The following is a 17,463-nucleotide window of genomic DNA, read 5'->3' on the forward strand; positions in this document are numbered from 1 at the left end:
TAGAGTGATGCCACTGAGGTGTGATCTATCCCACAATTTTGTGTAGTCAATTTGATGCTCACTACTAATAAAAAACGGCAGCCGAAGCTGCCGTTCTGAGGTGCGATAACCGTAACTGCTTATTTGGTGTTATCCACTACCACTTGGCCGTTGAATTTAACTTGGCCGCGGAAGAAGTAATCCACGCAAGCTTTGTAATCGCCAGTATTGGCTAAGCTAAATGGGGTTTGGTAAGTCGCCAATTGGCACGACCAAGACACACCACCAGGATTATTCGGGTTGTAATTCCACCCTTTATCTAGGTAAGTTTTAGTCGCCGCAGCCGAGCCATCGGTAAAGCCTTTCGATGTACCGCAAGTGAGTTGCTCGCCTGTGATATCCACGCCCAGCTCTTTCGTGAACTCTTTGTACGCCGCGATACGGTTCAGCGATTGCGATGCTTCAGAGCCCTTACCGCACTCGATGCCACCATTAATGATGTAAGTGGTAGCACCAAAGCCAGGTGACATGCCATTGGCCACGTCAACTTGATTTGGCTTCCACGTGCCATCTACGACCCAAGTCATCGGTGGTTTTGGCGATTGTGGGTAAACCGCGAACCAGATGGCTGAAGCAAAGTTCATCCATGTGTCCGCCACCAAGCCAGGGTTGTCGAGTAAGACATTAACATCGCCATACATCGATTTGCTGAATGGCCCGAAGTTGTAGTTCCAAGACAATTGCTTAGAGCCGCGGCCAAAGTAGCTGAAGTACTGACCTTGCGCGTTTTTACCGCATGGGTAGAAGATTGAGAAGATCGAGCCGCCTGCGCCGTTAAAGCAATCTTGGTAACCACCTACGCCGCTGCCCTCGACCATGCCTTGTTCACGCAGGAACCACAAGCCTTGGCGGAAGGTTGGAATCGCGGTGTTTTGCTCCATTGTGGCCAATACGGCGTTGTTCTGGTCTGCGTAGCCACGTGCGGTTGCAGGTGTCAGCGCCGGCCAGTTAGCACCAGTTTCTTGCGCGAAGTGAGCAAACGAAGTTGCCAGCAGTTTTTTACAGATCAGGTCTGAATCACGACCATCAGTGTAGGTCTGGCAATACGCTGGGAATTTCGCTACGCCTTTGAGCAAGTTCAGATACGTGTATTTCACATTGCGCACAGGGAAGAAGTAATCAAACTTCGACTCTGGCAACACGCGTTCAACGCGTTTCACATTATCTGGATTGCCTGCGGCGCCAGCAGTAACTGCGTCAACCACTGAATCTGGGCGTACTTGCAATGCTTCGCGGATACGGTCAATGGTTTTGGTGTCAGAACCAGCTTGGCTGTACAGCGCTTGCTCTGCTGCAGTGAACTGGGCATCCGTTGGGTAGCCTGCGGGTGCGGTGATGTAAGTGATTTGTGGCTTGTACGACGCTGGTGCAGTTGTTGGTGCCGCTGTTGGCGCAACTGTGCTATTTGGCGTAGCGGTCGGTACTGCCGTTACTACAGGTGTTGAAGTCGGCCCAGCAGTCACAGCTGGTGTGGCGGTCGGTTTCGCTGTTGGGGTCGCCGTTGGTTTTACTGTAACAACTGGAGTCGCGCTTGGCACTGCAGTCGGCACAATTGTTGGCGCTGCAGTGATAATTGGTGTGGCCGTAGGTTTAGCGGTTGGAGCTGGGGTCACGCCGCCAGTGCTACAAGTGCCGCCTACTTTCCACAAGGTCGGGGTTGATGCTGGGTTCCAGTTGGCTCCGGCGTAAGCAGTGTGCGCAGATAGGGCGGTATAGCTCGCACCGCTATAGCTAACAACGTCTCCAGCCTTATACGTACTGCCTTCAGCCCATGCGCTGCAGCCTGCAGGTGCTGCAGTAGGTGCTGTTGTTGGCGCAATTGTCGGCGTGCTGGTTGGTGCCGCAGTGGGGGCGCTGGTCGGTTTGCTGCTTGGTGCTACAGTTGGCGCAGTTGTCGGCGCGCTGGTAGCCACGGCAGTTGGGGCAGGGGTTGCACCGCTGCTAGCGCCAACTAATTCCCAAGGGCCCCATTGCTCAGCGCCCGGAATATTATTTTGTGTCCACCATTTAGCTTTGTAATCATTGCCTTGATAGCTAACGACTTGGCCACCGGTATAGACAGCTTTGCTATCCCAAGCGGTTGCAGCCATTACTTGCACTGAACAGATTGCAGCAGGAATAGCCGCCAACATCCAACGATTTAATTGGAACATGAATCTAGTCTCCATCCTTATGTGTGTCGCCGATTCCGGTGCACAGCGTATTGGTTTCGACGGCTATATGCCGTGCCACAATACTAACTAAGGTCATGGGAAATTGACTAGTGCTGATTGTCACAGATGCAGTTTTGTTTCACTATTTTATAAATATTACAAAAATGTAATTTCTATCAAATTCACCTGTCATTATTGGTTTGATTTAAATCAAAATTTACGTTTCTGCTTAAATATCAATATGTTAGATTTTTCTAATTTAAGCTACTCAACAGGCTTCTATTTACGTTATTTTGGCCATGCCAATTCGGAGGGATGACCGAGCTGGGTTAATGTGTTCAGTAATTGTGGAGTTTGAAATAGATCACCACTATTAGGGGGCGCGATATATTGGTAATGCTGGTTGGCAAATATAAATTCGATGGCATAGGCGTGCAAATAGCCTCGATCAGCAGCAGTGCCAGCGTAGCGCTCGTCGCCTAAAATTGGGCTCCCCAAGCTTTTCATTGCGACGCGCAGTTGGTGAGTTCGGCCGCTTAAGGGTTTAAGTACAAACAGGCGTTGACCTTCGCCTAAGCCATAACTAAAAAACTGCGTAACCGCAGACAGGCCCCCATCTCGTACTAGTTTCCAGCTACCATTGCGACCTTTCTCCATGCCACCTTTCACCCAACCCTGTTTTTTGCTGGGTTTTTTGTCACTTAAAGCCAGATAGTATTTTTGTATCCGATGTTCGGCGAACAACTGTGAAAAATAGCGTGCCGACTCGCTGCTGCGTGCTAAGAGCAGGATGCCGGAGGTCATTTTATCCAACCGGTGTACCGTGAATAACTCGGTTAAGCCTGTTTGAATACGCACCAAATCCACCAGGCTGATCTGGTCAGCAGTGTGGTGAAAATCCAGATTCGCTGGTTTATTGATCACAATAAACTCGGGCTGAATGTCGAGGATGGTAATCACGGGGTTGAGACTCATGTTGATTTATTGATCCACTGATTGCCAAAATTGACCAGCAAAACGCCGACCACGATCAAGGCTGCGCCCAATAATCTTGGCCAGCTAATTTCGCGCAAAGGCAGGCCCAGCCAGCCAAATTTATCAAACAGCAAGGAGGCAATAACTTGTCCACCAATAATCAGCGCCATCATGCTGGCTGCACCGAGCTTAGGCGCGATTAAGGTCGTACCAAATACAAACATCGCACCCATTATCCCGCCCAGCAGCATCCACGGTTCGGCTTTTGGCAGCGCGAGCAGGCCGGAAAATTTTTGCCCAGTGATCAGTGACATCAGAATCAGGGTAATCATGCCAACTGCAAATGACACCAGTGCCGCAAGCGGGGTACTACCGCCAATTACGGCCTTTAATTGGTTATTGACCGCGGCTTGAAGTGGCACGATCAGGCCAATAATCAAAGCAAACAGCGTATAAAACGATTGCATACGGCATCCATAGTAGGTGGGGTGGCTGATTTTACCGCTTTCACGTCGCGGCAAGGCATAAGTTTGCTCGAAAAAAGCTATCAATCGTGTGCTGAGCACGTAAAATGAAAGCTCAGCAAATCATAAAAATAGGTAGTAGACCGATGCACCACATTAGCGCCATCGAACTGAAAACATGGCTAGATGACAGCAGTTTGATTCCCCCGAAATTACTGGATGTTCGCGAGGCATGGGAGTTTGCCTTGTGTCATATTCCCAGGAGCGAACATATTCCGATGGGTAATATTCCTGCAGATCAGGCGCGGCTAGACCCAGATGCCACTTATGTCGTGATTTGCCACCATGGCGTACGCAGCTATCAGGTGGCTGGCTTTCTTGAGCGGCAGGGCTTTGAAAATATGATTAATCTGGATGGTGGCGTCGCAGCTTGGGCAGAGCAGGTTGATCCGGCAATGGCAACATACTAAGCTGGGTATCGGGCTGTAGTGCTTTCTGCATTTTGACTAAATCGAGATACCTCAGGCGAGGCTGATTCATGTATCGAATACCGCAGTTTCTAAGTTTGCTTGAGCATGAATTGATCGAGCAGCCTGACCTCTATGCCGATATGAAAGCGGTTATGCAATTTGAGCCGCATTCTTTATTGGCTTGGCTTCCATTACTCGATTATGCCGAGAGCAAATTGGGTGATCTCGATACTGTAGTGAAATGGTTAACTTGCCCGCATGCCGATTTGAATGGCCAGCCCCCAGCTATTTTAGTCGGCACCCCCGGTGGTGTTGAGCGCGCAAAAGCCTTGATTGCGATTTATGAGCCGCCGCCTTGGCGTCAGCGTTAAATCCTTCAACCCCCATTGATGCAATAAGCCTACGACAGCTTACAATTTGCTTATCTTTTGCTCTGGACTGTGCTTAGATATGCTCTGGCTTGCGATTGATCGGCAAGCGAAAGGGGGCCAAATGAAAGCTATGCAGAGGCTGGTACTGGGGTTAAGCCTCTTCAGTTACGTGCCAATGGCATGGCCAACGACGCAAGCCCGCGCAGTGTTTTTGCTCAGTAGCGGCAACAGTATGCCGATGCTGGAAGTCAAAAACGACCAACCGCAGCGGGGTATTCTGAAAGATGTCGCGCTGGCACTGGCGAGCGAGCTAAATCGCCAAGCGCAATTTAAGGTCTTGCCCCGTAAGCGTTTAGAGCAGGAGTTGGTTTCAGGCAGCGCAGATTTATACTGCTACACCATGCCAAAATGGCTCAGCGCCGATGTGCAGTGGAGCCAACCCCTCATTCGGAACCACGATGTGATTGCCACCCGTGCCGATACACGGCCCCCCAAATCATTGGGCGAGCTGAAAGGGAAACCCCTGGGCACCGTGCTAGGATATGTCTATCCCGAACTTGAGCAAACGCTTGGGCCTGCTTTTCGCCGCGATGACGGGTTCAGTGAAACACAAAATCTGCGCAAATTACTTGCCAATCGGCATAATTATTTATTGATTAGCGAGGCTGAGTGGCTTTATTTGCGATCCAACCCCACCATGCGTGCGCAATTAAATCCCGACTATCTGCGTATCAGTAGTTATGACAATTATTGCGCCTTAAGCCGTAAAAGCTCCATTTCCTTACAATCACTCAATAGCGCAATTGCCAAATTGAAAAAACAAAACCGATTTACCGCGATTCAGTCGCAATACTATTGATTTTAATGAGCAAAACCATCAGGTTTAGCTTGGTAGAACTCTATCTTTTGTACATTCGCGGTTGTTGGTGGCGGGGCTTTTAAAATGTGAGGTTTCATTTTGCCAACCACGTGCATCTCACACGGTTTGCAGTCAAAGTCTAGGCGGTAGCTCTCGCTGCCCGAGCTGAGCGTCATCGATTCGGCCTTGATCTGGCCCTTCACGCCAATCACACCTTTGGCCTGTTTCGGGCACAAATTAAAGCTAAAGCGCAGGCAATGCTTGGTCACCATCAGCGGCACTTCACCGGCTTCTTCGTGCGCTTCATACGCGGCAGCGATTAATTTAACGCCGTGTTTGGCATAAAACTCGCGCGCTTTGGCGTTGTACACATTACCCAAGAATGATAGCGTTTCATCAGGGTATAGGGCTGGCGGCTCAACAGGCGCTTTACGTTCAGGCCTATACCATGCCGCAACGCGCTCAGCTTCTAATTTTTCAACGACATCGCGACGCAGCGCATTAATCACCGAAGCGGGTGCAAACCACGGTTGCGATAAATTAAGCGCCACGTCTTCGGCGTAGAACATCGTATTGCCGAGCTTGGCTAAATTGTCGCGTAGCGTGCTCCACGCTTTGTCGGCGTTTTGCGCGATTTCGAGCTGCAGCTCGACTTGCGCCGTCGCGCTACAGCCGTCTGCGTCAGTCATCGTCAGTGCGAGGCCTGAACTGGTTTCGTTCAAGGTCAGCCAAGCGCCGATTTTACGTTCGGCCGATTTTTTGGTCAGCGCTTGCTCCCACGCATGATCGCGGTTGCGGTGAATCGGTGTACCGGCTTTGAGGCCGACCAGTTCACTCATCATTTCATTCGGGAACACGCGCCAGATGCCGGCGGCTTTATTGGCCGCTTCCACTGTGTTCGCTTGCACGCCGATCACTTCCCGTTTTTTCATGAAGTTCAGCCCGTCGCCATTGCTCATCGCATCATTCTGATCGGCGACTTCGAGTTCAAAGTACTTGTCGGTCACTTTGGTGACGGTGCCCAGCGGCACGCCGACGTATTTGGGCGAATCAAATGCGCCGATGTCTTCTTTGCGCGCGGTGGCAAAGTAATCGGTGTGGCCGCGGTGGAACGATTTATCAACATTTGGGCGGAAGAAAATATCACTACGGCCGCTCGAAGCTGGGGCAAATTCGCTGCGGCTTTCCATGATTTCGTCGAGCAGCAAACGGTAATGCGCCGTGATGTTTTTGACGTACTGCATGTCTTTGTAGCGGCCTTCGATCTTGAACGAGCGCACGCCCGCGTCGATCAGCGCTTCCAGATTATTGGTCTGATCGTTGTCTTTCATCGATAGCAGATGTTTATCAAACGCCACCACACGACCATTTTGATCGGTCAGCGTGTACGGCAAACGACAGGCTTGCGAGCAATCGCCACGATTGGCGCTGCGGCCAGTGTGCGCGTGGCTGATATTGCATTGGCCTGAAAACGCGACGCACAGTGCACCGTGAATAAAGTATTCAATCGTCGCTCTGTCGCCCATGAAGTCGCTGATTTGCTTGACCTTACCCAAGCCCAATTCGCGCGCAAGGACAACTTGCGAGAAACCCACATCGGCCAAAAATGCCGCTTTTTCTGGTGTGCGAATATCGCACTGGGTACTGGCATGCAGTTGAATCGGCGGAATATCGAGCGAAAGTACGCCCATGTCTTGCACGATGAGCGCGTCAACACCGGCTTCGTAGAGCTGAATAATCTGCTGGCGCGCGGGTTCAAGCTCGGAGTCATGCAAAATCGTATTGAGTGTCACGAAAATGCGTGAATGGTAGCGATGCGCAAATTTCACTAGTTCAGCAATATCTTCAATCGAGTTCGCTGCATTGTGGCGCGCACCAAATCCCGGGCCCCCGATATAGACTGCATCCGCACCGTGCAAAATGGCTTCGCGGCCGATTTCGGCGTTTTTGGCAGGGGAGAGGAGTTCGAGTTGGTGCGGCAGCAGCATGGGTATTCCGAGGTTGAAGCTTTAAGGGGCGGAAGTATAGCGGAATCAAAGGCTTGTGCGGTATTTTTACGTGGTTTTTAACAGAAAATACTTAACGCTGGCGCGTTTTGGCCGCGGTTTTCTCGCTGTACATGGCCTGATCGGCTTGAGCGAGTAATTCGTCAGTACTAACGGGGTGCGCTGCGGAAAAATGCGCCATGCCAACGCTGAAAGAAATGCCGTATTCGGCTGAGAGGCGTTGTGCGTGTTCGCTTAAATCACGAATCCACTGCTGTGGATTTTGTTGTTCGAGCAAAGCTACAAATTCATCTCCACCCAGACGAAACGCCAATGCCCCCTGATAGCTAAGCTTGCGTGCGCAGCGTTGCAGAACCAGATCACCCACGTCGTGTCCGAATTGATCATTGACGGGTTTGAAATTATTTACGTCAATGTAAAGCAACGTGCCACTTTCTCCGGTTTGCAATTTTTGCGCTAGGTATTCAAACAGGGCGCGGCGATTGCCCAAACCAGTTAGCTCATCGGTATAGGCCTGTTGATACAGCGATTGTTGTAGTGCGCGGCTGCGAGCGTTTTCGTTGTGGAGTTGTTCAATCAGGTGATTGCGGTTATTCATTACTCGCAAAAAGGTCAGGCCGATCAGGCAAAAACCAATCGCAAATAAAAGATCGTCCACCGTATCTGCAAACTTTCCCCAGTAGCCTTGGCCGTTGAGTAAACCATCGAGGTAATCAAAGATATAGCCGAACCAATAAATGAGTACCCCGACAATAAATGGGCGCAGCAATGCTTCTTGATAATTGAGTTTACGCCAGATCAGAATGAGCACGGTGCTGGTTAGAATTACCCCATATAAATCATGCACATCAGGTAGCGGAATAAACTCTAATAGGGCGCGAAACCCCAGTAATAACAAAATCCACTGCCAAGTATTGATTTTGTCCATCCCAACCTCGCCCGCCCAAGTCGCCATTGTGCACGCCATCACAAACCTTCAGTATAGTGCGCAATGTTGTTTTTCTGTTTGAAATTAAGGCTTGGGTATGTGGCTAAGTGCCAATCATTATCTGTGTTTTGCTTGTATACCCTTGGGGTGTAATGTAATTGGTGAATTGAAAAGCAATTGCTTGTCACGCTAGCGCAGTTTCGTCATTTAAATGCGTTAAAGTGGCAAGCTCATTTTGGCTGTATTTTGTTGGTACTCATGGCATTTTGTTTTCGTTCTCTCGTTTTGCTGGGCTTGTTAGGCCAGATTGCGCTTGCGCATGCAACTGACCCACGCTCGTTTACGGTCAACGCCGAAGATGCTCGGCGCACTTCATTGCGTTTCCGGGTACAAGAAAATGAAACCCCGCGTAGTCCGCGCGAAATTGAATACCAAACCCGCCAGTCATACACCGTGCGGCACGTGCAATATTTTCCACTGGCCGGGCAGCTAGCCTACGCGGGGCTAAATCTTCCATATCATCGTATCGAGCAGGATTTCAAAAATAGCCGTCGTCGAGGCGACGATCAAACTGGCATGGGTGATCCAATGCTGGCCTTTGGGCTAGGACTGTATCGAATGCCGGCCTTAAGTCGTGAAGCCTTGCGCAGCTATGACGACGATGGGTTTAGTAGTGGCTGCCAGTTTCATATCTCAGTGCCACTTGGCTCCTATCAGGGCATGCGGGCGAGTAATCCCGGTGGTAATCGTTGGATGCTTATTCCGGAATGTCAGATTGGCTGGAATCATGGCGATTGGCTGCTAGAAGGCTTGGCCAGCTTCAATTGGTTTTCTACAAATCACGACTATCGTGGCACTAGTTTTAGTCAAGACACGCAATACAATTTCAAGCTCATTACCACCTATGGCTCACAACGCACGATGTATGGTGGTTTGACTTTGGAGTATCGCACCGGGGGTGCAACTAGCCGGGCTGGGCGTTCTGACGATAATGCACTAAATAACTGGATTGGCGGCGCGATGTTTTATTTCAAACTGGCTCCGGAAGTGAATTTGAAATTGATTGGCGAATTGCCGCTCAAAACCGAGGCTGGCTCCACGAAAAGTAGCGAGCTCTCCGCTGTGATCACTTACAACTGGTAAACCGCCTAGCTACCTCGGTTGGCACGCTGCCGATTAGCCCTAAGTGGCCTGTGGTACTATCCAAGCTCTTTTCAAGGTGAGTGCGTAGTAAGTAAAGCAGCAACTCGCCTTGGGCTTTGGCATGATCTGCCACTTTGTTTGATTTCTAATAGTTGTAGCTATGTCTTTTTCCGCTCTTGGCTTATCTGATCAGCTGGTTCGTGCCACCGAGGATCAGCAGTTTCATGCGCCTACGCCAATTCAGTTGGCGGCGATTCCGGCTATTTTAGCTGGGCAAGATGTGCGTGCTTGCGCGCAAACCGGTTCGGGCAAAACGGCGGCGTTTGTGCTGCCCTTACTGGCGAAATATCAGGCGTATCGCGCGCAACTCGGTAGCCTTGACCCTGATTTGCGCCCCAAACAAAAGGCGGTGCAAACCCTGATTTTGGTGCCAACGCGCGAGCTAGCTGCGCAGGTAGGCGAGACGATACGCGCTCTGGCCAAGCATTTACCCGAATTGCCTAAGCTCGCCTGCGTGTACGGCGGGGTGTCGATTAATCCGCAAATGATGGCGCTGCGGGGCGGCGCTGATATCGTGGTGGCGACGCCGGGGCGCTTGCTGGATTTGATCGAGCAGCGCGCATTGAGCATTGCGCAGGTGAAGCATCTGGTGCTCGATGAAGCCGATCGCTTGTTTGAGCTGGGGTTTAGCGATGAACTGAACCGCATTTTGAATTTGTTGCCCGTGCAGCGACAAAATCTATTTTTCTCGGCGACCTTTGCCCCTGCGGTGCAAGCGTTGGCCGAATATTTATTGCAGTCGCCAGCGCGTATCGACATTGCCCCAACGCCAGTGGCGGCACCGGATATTTGGCAACGTGCGATTGAGGTAGACGAAGGTGCACGCACGCAATTGCTGCGTCATTTGCTTCAAAGCCAAGGCTGGCAGCGTGTGTTGGTGTTTGTCGCCACCCAATACGCCGCCGAGCATGTAGCGAAAAAACTCAAACGTGCGGGCATCAAGGCTGAGGCGTTTCACGGCAGCTTTGAGCAGGGCAAGCGCAGTCAGGTGATTAGCGATATTAAAGCGTCACGCATTCAGGTGGTCGTGGCCACCGATTTGGCCGCGCGCGGCATCGATATTGCTCAATTGCCTGCGGTGGTGAATTACGACTTGCCGCGCTCTAGCACCGATTACACGCACCGCATTGGCCGTACCGGCAGGGCGGGCGAACGCGGTGAGGCGGTGAGTTTTATTACCGCCGATTATGCTGCGCATTTTCGCGTGATTGAAAAGCAGCTCAAGCTGAAAATCGAGCGGGAGCAAATTGCGGGTTTTGAGCCTAAAGAAGTGATCAGCGCGGCGGCTCCGGTATTGGTGGCCGACGATCATGGCGGGATTAAGGGTAAGCGCAAAAGCAAAAAAGACAAATTGCGCGAAGCGGCCGCTTTGGCACAGCAGAAAGAATAAGGCATGGGGTATTTGCCTTTGGATATTATTCAGTATTTGTTCTGAGCATATACCCTAGGGTTGTGCATGTTAGCGATGCAGAATAGCATCAATCTGCTTGGCACTATGTAGCTGTGCGATGGCCGCCTTGAGTTGAGCCGCAGGGATATTGGGTTGTGGTGCCAGCAGGCAAAAAGTATCTTGAATATCCACAGTTTGAACGATCCGTAATTGCTGGCCGCTAGGGCTGCGGCGATTAAACTCTTCCACATTCAAGCGGTTGGCAATACTGTGCTGCAGCTTGCCATTCTGAGTATTTTTCAGCAAAACCTCTTGGCTGGGTGAATCTATGCGCCGTATTAAACCACGCTGCATTTGCGCGGCTAATTTGGGGTAATGATAGCCAAGCACGGTACCCAGATTCAGAAAGCTGGCCTGCTCAAGATTGATTTCATGTTGCGGGTGTTGCGCAGCTTGGATAATGACGTTTTCTTGCGTAATGAACAGGCCACTCCAGCGCTCCGGTGGGATGCTTAGATTGAGCCACTTTGGATTCAAATGGCAGAGTAGATCGGCCTCGTTATTCTCCACTGCGCCCACGAGACGCTTGCGGGGTAAAATCACCCAAGCGATTTTGGCATCACTATTGCGGGCGATTTGTTCGAATAGCTCAATAAAAAGGCCACTGTGCGGCTGGTCATGTTGAAACACTATTTGTGGCGCATTCCAAGCCGAATCAATGGCAATCCGTAATACCCGCTCCGCGGCCATACAGCTGCTGCAGAACAGCGAAAAGATAAGCCAGAGCCAGAACCGATGCATTGGGGAAGTTCGCCTTCACAAATAGGGTTGATCTGTTGCCAATGTAGCCTAAATGCGGGGAAATGCTGGGCGGATCACACTTTCAGCAAGGCTTCGCGCCCTGGCAACCAGCGATCCAGATGCGGCTGCGCCAGTTGCGGATTGTGCGCCAGAATTTGCTCGGCCGTTTCGCGGGCGACTTCCAGCAAGTCCGCATCGGCCTCCAGATCGGCAAAGCGCAGCATTGGCACGCCCGATTGCTTCACCCCCGCCAGCTCGCCCGGGCCGCGAATTTGCAAATCTTGCCGCGCAATTTCAAAGCCATCGGTGTGCTCGTAAATCACTTTCAGCCGTGCTTTGGCGGTGTCGCCCAGCGGGCCGGTGTAGAGCAAGATACATAAACTGGCGTGTGCGCCACGGCCAACGCGGCCGCGCAGCTGGTGTAATTGCGACAAGCCCATGCGCTCGGCGTGCTCGATCACCATTAAGCTGGCGTTGGGCACATCGACGCCCACCTCGATCACCGTGGTGGCGACCAGCACTTGAATTTCATTACGCGAAAACGCCGCCATGGTGGCTGCTTTTTCATCGGCTTTCATTCGGCCATGCAGCAAGCCGACGCGGATTCCTTCCAGCTCTTCGCTCAATTGCGCGTGCGTATCAACGGCAGTTTGCAATTGCAGCGTTTCCGATTCTTCGATCAGCGGACACACCCAATACACCTGCCTGCCTTCAAGGACTTTGGCGGCGATGCGCTCAATAATCTCGTCGCGGCGCGCGTCTGAAATCAACTTGGTCACAATCGGTGTGCGCCCCGGCGGCAATTCATCAATCACGCTCACATCCAAATCAGCGTAAAAACTCATCGCCAGCGTGCGCGGAATCGGCGTCGCTGACATCATCAGTTGATGCGGGCTGCCGCCTTTTTCGCGCAGCGCCAACCGCTGCGCCACACCAAAGCGGTGTTGTTCGTCGACAATCGCCAGCCCGAGATTTTTCAGCTCAACGCTGGCCTGAAAAATCGCATGAGTGCCCACCAGCAGCTGCCCGCTGCCATCCGCTGCTGCAGCCAAGGCTTCGCGTTTGGCTTTGGTTTTTAGGCTACCGGCCAGCCAGATCACGTTGACGCCCAGCGGCGCCAGCCATTGGCTGAGTTTTTGGTAATGCTGTTCGGCCAGAATTTCGGTTGGCGCGAGCATTGCGACCTGAAAGCCCGCTTCAATTGCATGGCACGCAGCCACGGCCGCAACAATGGTTTTACCCGCACCGACATCGCCTTGCAGCAAGCGCTGCATCGGGTGTGTTTGGGTTAGATCTTGGCAAATTTCAAGCAGTACGCGCTTTTGCGCGCCTGTGAGGCCAAAGGGTAGATTAGCGACCAGTTGAGCAGCTAAGCGACCATCGGGCTTGATTTGAGGCGCGGTTTTTTCTCTACGTACTGCGCGCGCCAAGCGCAGCGATAATTGCTGCGCCAGCAGCTCGTCAAATTTCAAACGCTGCCACGCCGGATGCGTGCGGGCAGTGAGCAAGATTTGTGGAATATCGGGCGTTGGCGTGTGCAGCAATTTCACGCTACTGGCAAAGTCGGGCAGATTTAGCTCGTCCAGTAAAGATGCTGGCAGCGTGTCGGGCAGCGGCTCGGCTTTGAGTGCTTTGGCAATCAGCGTCGCGAGTTGGTTTTGCGAAAGTCCCGCGGTGGTCGGGTAAACCGGGCTCAGGGCTTCTTGTAGGCTAACCTCACCGCCAACGCGGATTTTGGGGTGGACCATTTCCGGGCCGAAATAGCCTCGGCGGATTTCGCCATACAAGCGCACGCGTTTACCGACGGCAAGCTGCTGCGCCTGACTGGGGTAAAAATTCATCAGCCGCACCATCACCGAACTGCTGGCGTCTTTGACGCGGGCGACCAGTTGTTTGCGCGGCTTGTAGTTCACTTCGCACGATAAAACTTCGCCCTCGATCAGCACGCCCGCGCCCAGCGGCGCGTCGGCAATCGCGTACAAATGCGTTTCGTCCTCGTAGCGCATCGGTAGATGCAAGACCAGATCGAAAGGTCGGGCAATACCGATTTTGGCTAGTTTGGCTTGCAGTGGGGAGGGAAGTTTGGCGAAGTCCATATCAGTTCAAACAAATGGGCCTAGGCCCATTTGCATCATTAGTCTATTGAACAATCGTTCTGTAATGATGGCACTGTAGCGGCAAAAGTTCACCGTTGCAATCTGCAGCCAGCTTTAACGTTTGATTTTGGCCAGAAATCGATCCAATGCTTTACCAAATGCCTGCCGATCGGCCTGACTAAATGGCGCTGGGCCTCCTGCTTGCAGGCCGGTACTGCGCAGCTCTTCCATAAAGTCGCGCATATTCAGGCGTTCGCGAATATTTTCCGCGGAGTAAAACTCGCCACGCGGATTGAGCGCCGCGACGCCTTTTTCCACCGTGCGCGCCGCCAGCGGAATATCGGCGGTAATCACCAGATCGCCCGGCTGCGCCTGCTCGACAATCCAGTGATCGGCCTCATCAAAACCATGCGACACCTGCACTGCGCGAATCACTTTGGACGGCGGTACGCGCAGCAATTGATTGGCGACCAATACGGTGGGGAGCTGCAGGCGCTCGGCGGCGCGAAATAAGATTTCCTTGATCACCACCGGGCAGGCATCGGCGTCGACCCAGATATGGGAGCGGCGGGTATCTTGCTCTGGATTCGATTGAGATTGATCTAGCGACATATACCCTTAGCGGCGCTCGGCCAGTTTTTTGCGGATTAGCGGCAGTGCGGCCAACGCCGCTTTTTCGCCCTCTAAAATTGCGACGTTTTTCTGGTCAAAATCAGCCGCGCCGATTTTGCCAACTTTGGGCGTGATCACGATATCGGCACGCGCTAGCTCTTGCTCACCGAGTTTTTGCCCCATGATCACAATCGCCTGATTCATCATGCCCAGCGTGCTAGTCGATGATTTGCCAGTGGCTTTGGCCGAAATATCCACGGCAATGACAAAATTCGCGCCCAGCTCGCGCGCTGCATCCACCGGCACTGGGCTTACCACGCCGCCATCGACAAATTTATTACTGCCAATCGTGGTGGGCATAAAAATGCCCGGAATACTGCTGGAGGCGCGCACTGCTTGGCCTACATTGCCACGGCTGAAGGCGACTCGATTGCCGTTGTCCAGATTGGTGGCGACCGCGGCAAAGGGTTTGGCGAGTTTTTCAAATGGTTTATTGCCGATTTGGGCGTTGACATAGTCTTGCAGCTTTTGGCCTTTGACCAGACCGCCGCCGAGCAAATTCACATCGCGAATCTGGCTCTCATCGAGTGCCACCGCGCGTTCTTGCAAGGTAAATGCGTTCATGCCGCTGGCGTACAAGCTACCGACCACGCTACCCGCGCTGGTGCCGCTGACGACATCAATTTTGATGCCATTGGCTTCGAGCATTTTGATCACGCCGATATGGGCAAAGCCTTTGGCTGCGCCACCGCCCAGGGCCAAACCAATTTTGACTGGGGCAGGGGTGACTACCGGTGCTGGGCTAGGGCTGGGAGGATTTGCAGTGCCAGTTGTGACGCAAGCACTCAAGAGCAAGGCACTGGCGCACAATGCGCCAAATTTAGTCGCTGAAGCGAATTGATTAATCATGACTCACCTTCGGTAACAGGAGGAGCTACGGGTTTGTAAATCGGAGTCAGCGAATCGACCCAAGCGGTAACGCCATCACATCGCCATTTCACATCAAAGTGGTATAAGCGCACACCATAAATACGGTATGGGTCGCTAGCGTAGGCTGGGCGTGGGTCTTGAGCCAATACCTCGCTTATTAGCTCGCGCAAATGGGGTATTTCGGCGTGGCTGATTTGCAGTTCGGCCTCGGCTGAAAACACCACCTGCAATTGCTCCGGTGCGCCGCTGACAAAGCCGCTGCGCGCATCGGGCAGGCTTTCGACAAATGGAATATACGGTTTGATATCGACAATCGGCGTGCCATCGACCAAATCGACGCCAGCAAAGTGCAGTGTGATGCCATCTTGCTCGTCAATTTTGATGAGCTCGACCAAAGACAAGCCGAGCGAGTTGGGGCGAAATGGACTGCGGCTGGCAAACACACCGACTTTGGTGTTGCCACCCAAGCGCGGTGGGCGCACCGTGGGTGACCATTGACCTGCGACTTCGTGAAACACAAATTGCAGCCAGACGTGCGAAAAATCGCTTAAACCACGCACGCATTCGGCGCGGTTAAAGGGCGGCAATAGTTTGAGCGTGCCAATGGCGTGCGGTGCTAACCGTGGCTGGCGCGGTATGCCAAACTTATCGGCAAATGGCGTAGCCAAATAGCCAAGTGGCTCAATGGTGTAAGTAGCGGTATTCACGCACGCATTGTGCCCAATCTGGGCCGATTGATACAGCCTAGATTGGACGACAAACGCAGTAATTATGTTACAGACTGTGCCACCAGATCGCGCCAATGAGCACCGGCGATACCCAGGCGCAAATTACACGGAATGCGGGCAAAATGCGCGCCGAGCCCTCAAGCTGCAAATCGCGGGTGATGCGCGGCCAAATGGCCCAGCCGACAAACAACGCCGATAGCAGGCCACCCGCAGGCAGCATGATATTGCTGCTGACATAATCCATTAGATCAAACGGGTTTTTGCCAAACAGCAGCACATCTTTGAGCACGCCAAACGATAGCGCAGCTGGAATGCTCAGCAGCCAGACGCTAAACCCTGCGGTCCAGGTTGCGGTTTTGCGCTCGAAATGAAATTCATCCATTAAAAACGCGACCAAAGGCTCCAAAATCGAAACCGATGAAGTGAGCGCCGCAAAAATCAGCAATAAGAAGAAGGCGACCGCAAACCATTGTCCCATGGGCATTTGGGCAAAAATCGCTGGCATGGTGATAAAGGTCAGCCCGGGGCCGGCGCTTGGATCGACATGAAAGGCAAACACGGCTGGCAAGACCAGCAAACCGGCCAATAAGCAGGCCAAGGTGGCCAATACGGTAATCCAGACTGAGGTTTTGCCCAGATTGGTATCGGGCGCGACGTATGAGCCATACGCGATCAACAGCCCCAAACCAACTGATAGCGAAAACAGCGCCAAGCCCATCGCATCCAAAATCATCGAGGCATTCACTTGCGAAAAATCGGGCGTTAGGAAATAGCTCACCCCTGCCATCGCCCCGGGCAAGGTTAAGGAGCGGCCGATCAGCAAGATCAGTAAGCCAAAGAGCAGCGGCATCAATACTTTACTCCAGCGCTCAATGCCTTTTTGCACGCCGCCCAGCACCACCAGCATGGTGACGCCTAGAAATAAGCTGGTGTATAAAATCGCCAGGCTTGGGTTGGCAATAAATTGGCTAAAAATATTACTTAGCTCAGTCACATTGCTGGTAATCGCCGCACCGGTGATCGACTGATACAGATACGCAAAAGTCCAGCCACCTACCACGGAATAAAACGACAAAATCACAAACGAGCACAATACCGACAGTCGCCCCGCCCACGGCCACAGGCCCCCTTTCAGATCGCGATACGCGGTAGTGGCCGATTTTTGTGCGGCACGGCCAATGGCCATTTCAGCCAGCAACATGCCGATGCCGACGGTAAAGACGCAAGCCAGATAAATGGCCACAAACGCGCCGCCGCCATTTTTCCCCGCCATATACGGAAATTTCCAGATGGCGCCAAGGCCGACGGCAGAGCCGGCAGTGGCAAGAATAAAGCCCAGTTTTGAGCCCCAGTTTGCGCGTGACATATTGATTTACCTGAATAATTAGATGTTCAGTGTGCCATGATCGAGCAATCAATTTGGTGTGATAAATACCAA

16 protein-coding genes are annotated in these 17,463 nt (G+C 52.4%); 5 read left to right on the forward strand and 11 right to left on the reverse strand.

Annotated elements, in window-relative coordinates:
• Positions 1 to 119: 119 nt before the first annotated feature.
• From HZU75_RS13065 to HZU75_RS13075, 3 genes are all read right to left on the reverse strand, one after another.
• Positions 120 to 2,192, reverse strand: a complete 2,073-nt coding sequence (locus HZU75_RS13065) for a glycoside hydrolase family 19 protein (RefSeq protein ID WP_308419419.1) — start codon at positions 2,190 to 2,192, stop codon at positions 120 to 122.
• Between the two features lie 288 nt (positions 2,193 to 2,480).
• Positions 2,481 to 3,167 (reverse strand): TIGR01621 family pseudouridine synthase, encoded by a 687-nt coding sequence (locus HZU75_RS13070; RefSeq protein WP_228028060.1) that lies wholly within the window; start codon positions 3,165 to 3,167, stop codon positions 2,481 to 2,483.
• Positions 3,164 to 3,634, reverse strand: a complete 471-nt coding sequence (locus tag HZU75_RS13075) for a DMT family transporter (protein WP_180306459.1) — start codon at positions 3,632 to 3,634, stop codon at positions 3,164 to 3,166. Before HZU75_RS13075 ends, HZU75_RS13070 begins: the two co-directional genes overlap by 4 nt.
• 143 nt (positions 3,635 to 3,777) lie before the next feature.
• Here HZU75_RS13075 and HZU75_RS13080 point away from each other — a divergent pair, with 143 nt between their 5' ends.
• From HZU75_RS13080 to HZU75_RS13090, 3 genes are all read left to right on the forward strand, one after another.
• Positions 3,778 to 4,101, forward strand: coding sequence for a rhodanese-like domain-containing protein (locus HZU75_RS13080; RefSeq protein WP_180306460.1), 324 nt, complete (start codon positions 3,778 to 3,780; stop codon positions 4,099 to 4,101).
• A 68-nt stretch (positions 4,102 to 4,169) separates the two neighbouring features.
• Complete coding sequence (locus HZU75_RS13085) at positions 4,170 to 4,472, forward strand: hypothetical protein (RefSeq protein ID WP_180306461.1); 303 nt, start codon at positions 4,170 to 4,172, stop codon at positions 4,470 to 4,472.
• A gap of 121 nt (positions 4,473 to 4,593) precedes the next feature.
• Positions 4,594 to 5,331: a substrate-binding periplasmic protein gene (locus tag HZU75_RS13090; protein ID WP_180306462.1), complete on the forward strand. Its 738-nt coding sequence runs from the start codon at positions 4,594 to 4,596 to the stop codon at positions 5,329 to 5,331.
• A 2-nt stretch (positions 5,332 to 5,333) separates the two neighbouring features.
• On the opposite strand, the gene HZU75_RS13095 is transcribed toward HZU75_RS13090, so the two are convergent.
• Positions 5,334 to 7,319: a peptidase U32 family protein gene (locus HZU75_RS13095; RefSeq protein WP_180306463.1), complete on the reverse strand. Its 1,986-nt coding sequence runs from the start codon at positions 7,317 to 7,319 to the stop codon at positions 5,334 to 5,336.
• 91 nt (positions 7,320 to 7,410) lie between these two features.
• Entirely contained in the window at positions 7,411 to 8,292 is an 882-nt protein-coding gene (locus HZU75_RS13100; RefSeq protein WP_180306464.1) for a GGDEF domain-containing protein, read from the reverse strand.
• Between the two features lie 231 nt (positions 8,293 to 8,523).
• Here HZU75_RS13100 and HZU75_RS13105 point away from each other — a divergent pair, with 231 nt between their 5' ends.
• On the forward strand, positions 8,524 to 9,408 hold the full coding sequence (locus tag HZU75_RS13105) for a transporter (protein WP_180306465.1): 885 nt from the start codon (positions 8,524 to 8,526) through the stop codon (positions 9,406 to 9,408).
• Positions 9,409 to 9,568: 160 nt separating this feature from the next.
• Positions 9,569 to 10,858, forward strand: coding sequence for a DEAD/DEAH box helicase (locus tag HZU75_RS13110; protein ID WP_180306466.1), 1,290 nt, complete (start codon positions 9,569 to 9,571; stop codon positions 10,856 to 10,858).
• Positions 10,859 to 10,927: 69 nt separating this feature from the next.
• Here the strand turns inward: HZU75_RS13110 and HZU75_RS13115 are convergent, their stop codons facing one another.
• From HZU75_RS13115 to HZU75_RS13140, 6 genes are all read right to left on the reverse strand, one after another.
• Positions 10,928 to 11,608: a substrate-binding periplasmic protein gene (locus HZU75_RS13115; RefSeq protein ID WP_180306467.1), complete on the reverse strand. Its 681-nt coding sequence runs from the start codon at positions 11,606 to 11,608 to the stop codon at positions 10,928 to 10,930.
• Positions 11,609 to 11,733: 125 nt separating this feature from the next.
• On the reverse strand, positions 11,734 to 13,755 hold the full coding sequence (gene recG / locus HZU75_RS13120) for an ATP-dependent DNA helicase RecG (RefSeq protein WP_180306468.1): 2,022 nt from the start codon (positions 13,753 to 13,755) through the stop codon (positions 11,734 to 11,736).
• Between the two features lie 114 nt (positions 13,756 to 13,869).
• Positions 13,870 to 14,367, reverse strand: coding sequence for a YaiI/YqxD family protein (locus HZU75_RS13125; protein ID WP_180306469.1), 498 nt, complete (start codon positions 14,365 to 14,367; stop codon positions 13,870 to 13,872).
• A 6-nt stretch (positions 14,368 to 14,373) separates the two neighbouring features.
• Positions 14,374 to 15,276, reverse strand: a complete 903-nt coding sequence (locus tag HZU75_RS13130; RefSeq protein WP_180306470.1) for a patatin-like phospholipase family protein — start codon at positions 15,274 to 15,276, stop codon at positions 14,374 to 14,376.
• Entirely contained in the window at positions 15,273 to 16,004 is a 732-nt protein-coding gene (gene tsaA / locus HZU75_RS13135; RefSeq protein ID WP_180306471.1) for a tRNA (N6-threonylcarbamoyladenosine(37)-N6)-methyltransferase TrmO, read from the reverse strand. The genes HZU75_RS13130 and tsaA overlap by 4 nt, the downstream gene beginning before the upstream one ends.
• A gap of 67 nt (positions 16,005 to 16,071) precedes the next feature.
• Positions 16,072 to 17,391 (reverse strand): sodium-dependent transporter, encoded by a 1,320-nt coding sequence (locus HZU75_RS13140; protein ID WP_180306472.1) that lies wholly within the window; start codon positions 17,389 to 17,391, stop codon positions 16,072 to 16,074.
• Positions 17,392 to 17,463: the final 72 nt, after the last annotated feature.

This window comes from Chitinibacter fontanus (assembly GCF_013423785.1).
Lineage (GTDB): Bacteria > Pseudomonadota > Gammaproteobacteria > Burkholderiales > Chitinibacteraceae > Chitinibacter > Chitinibacter fontanus.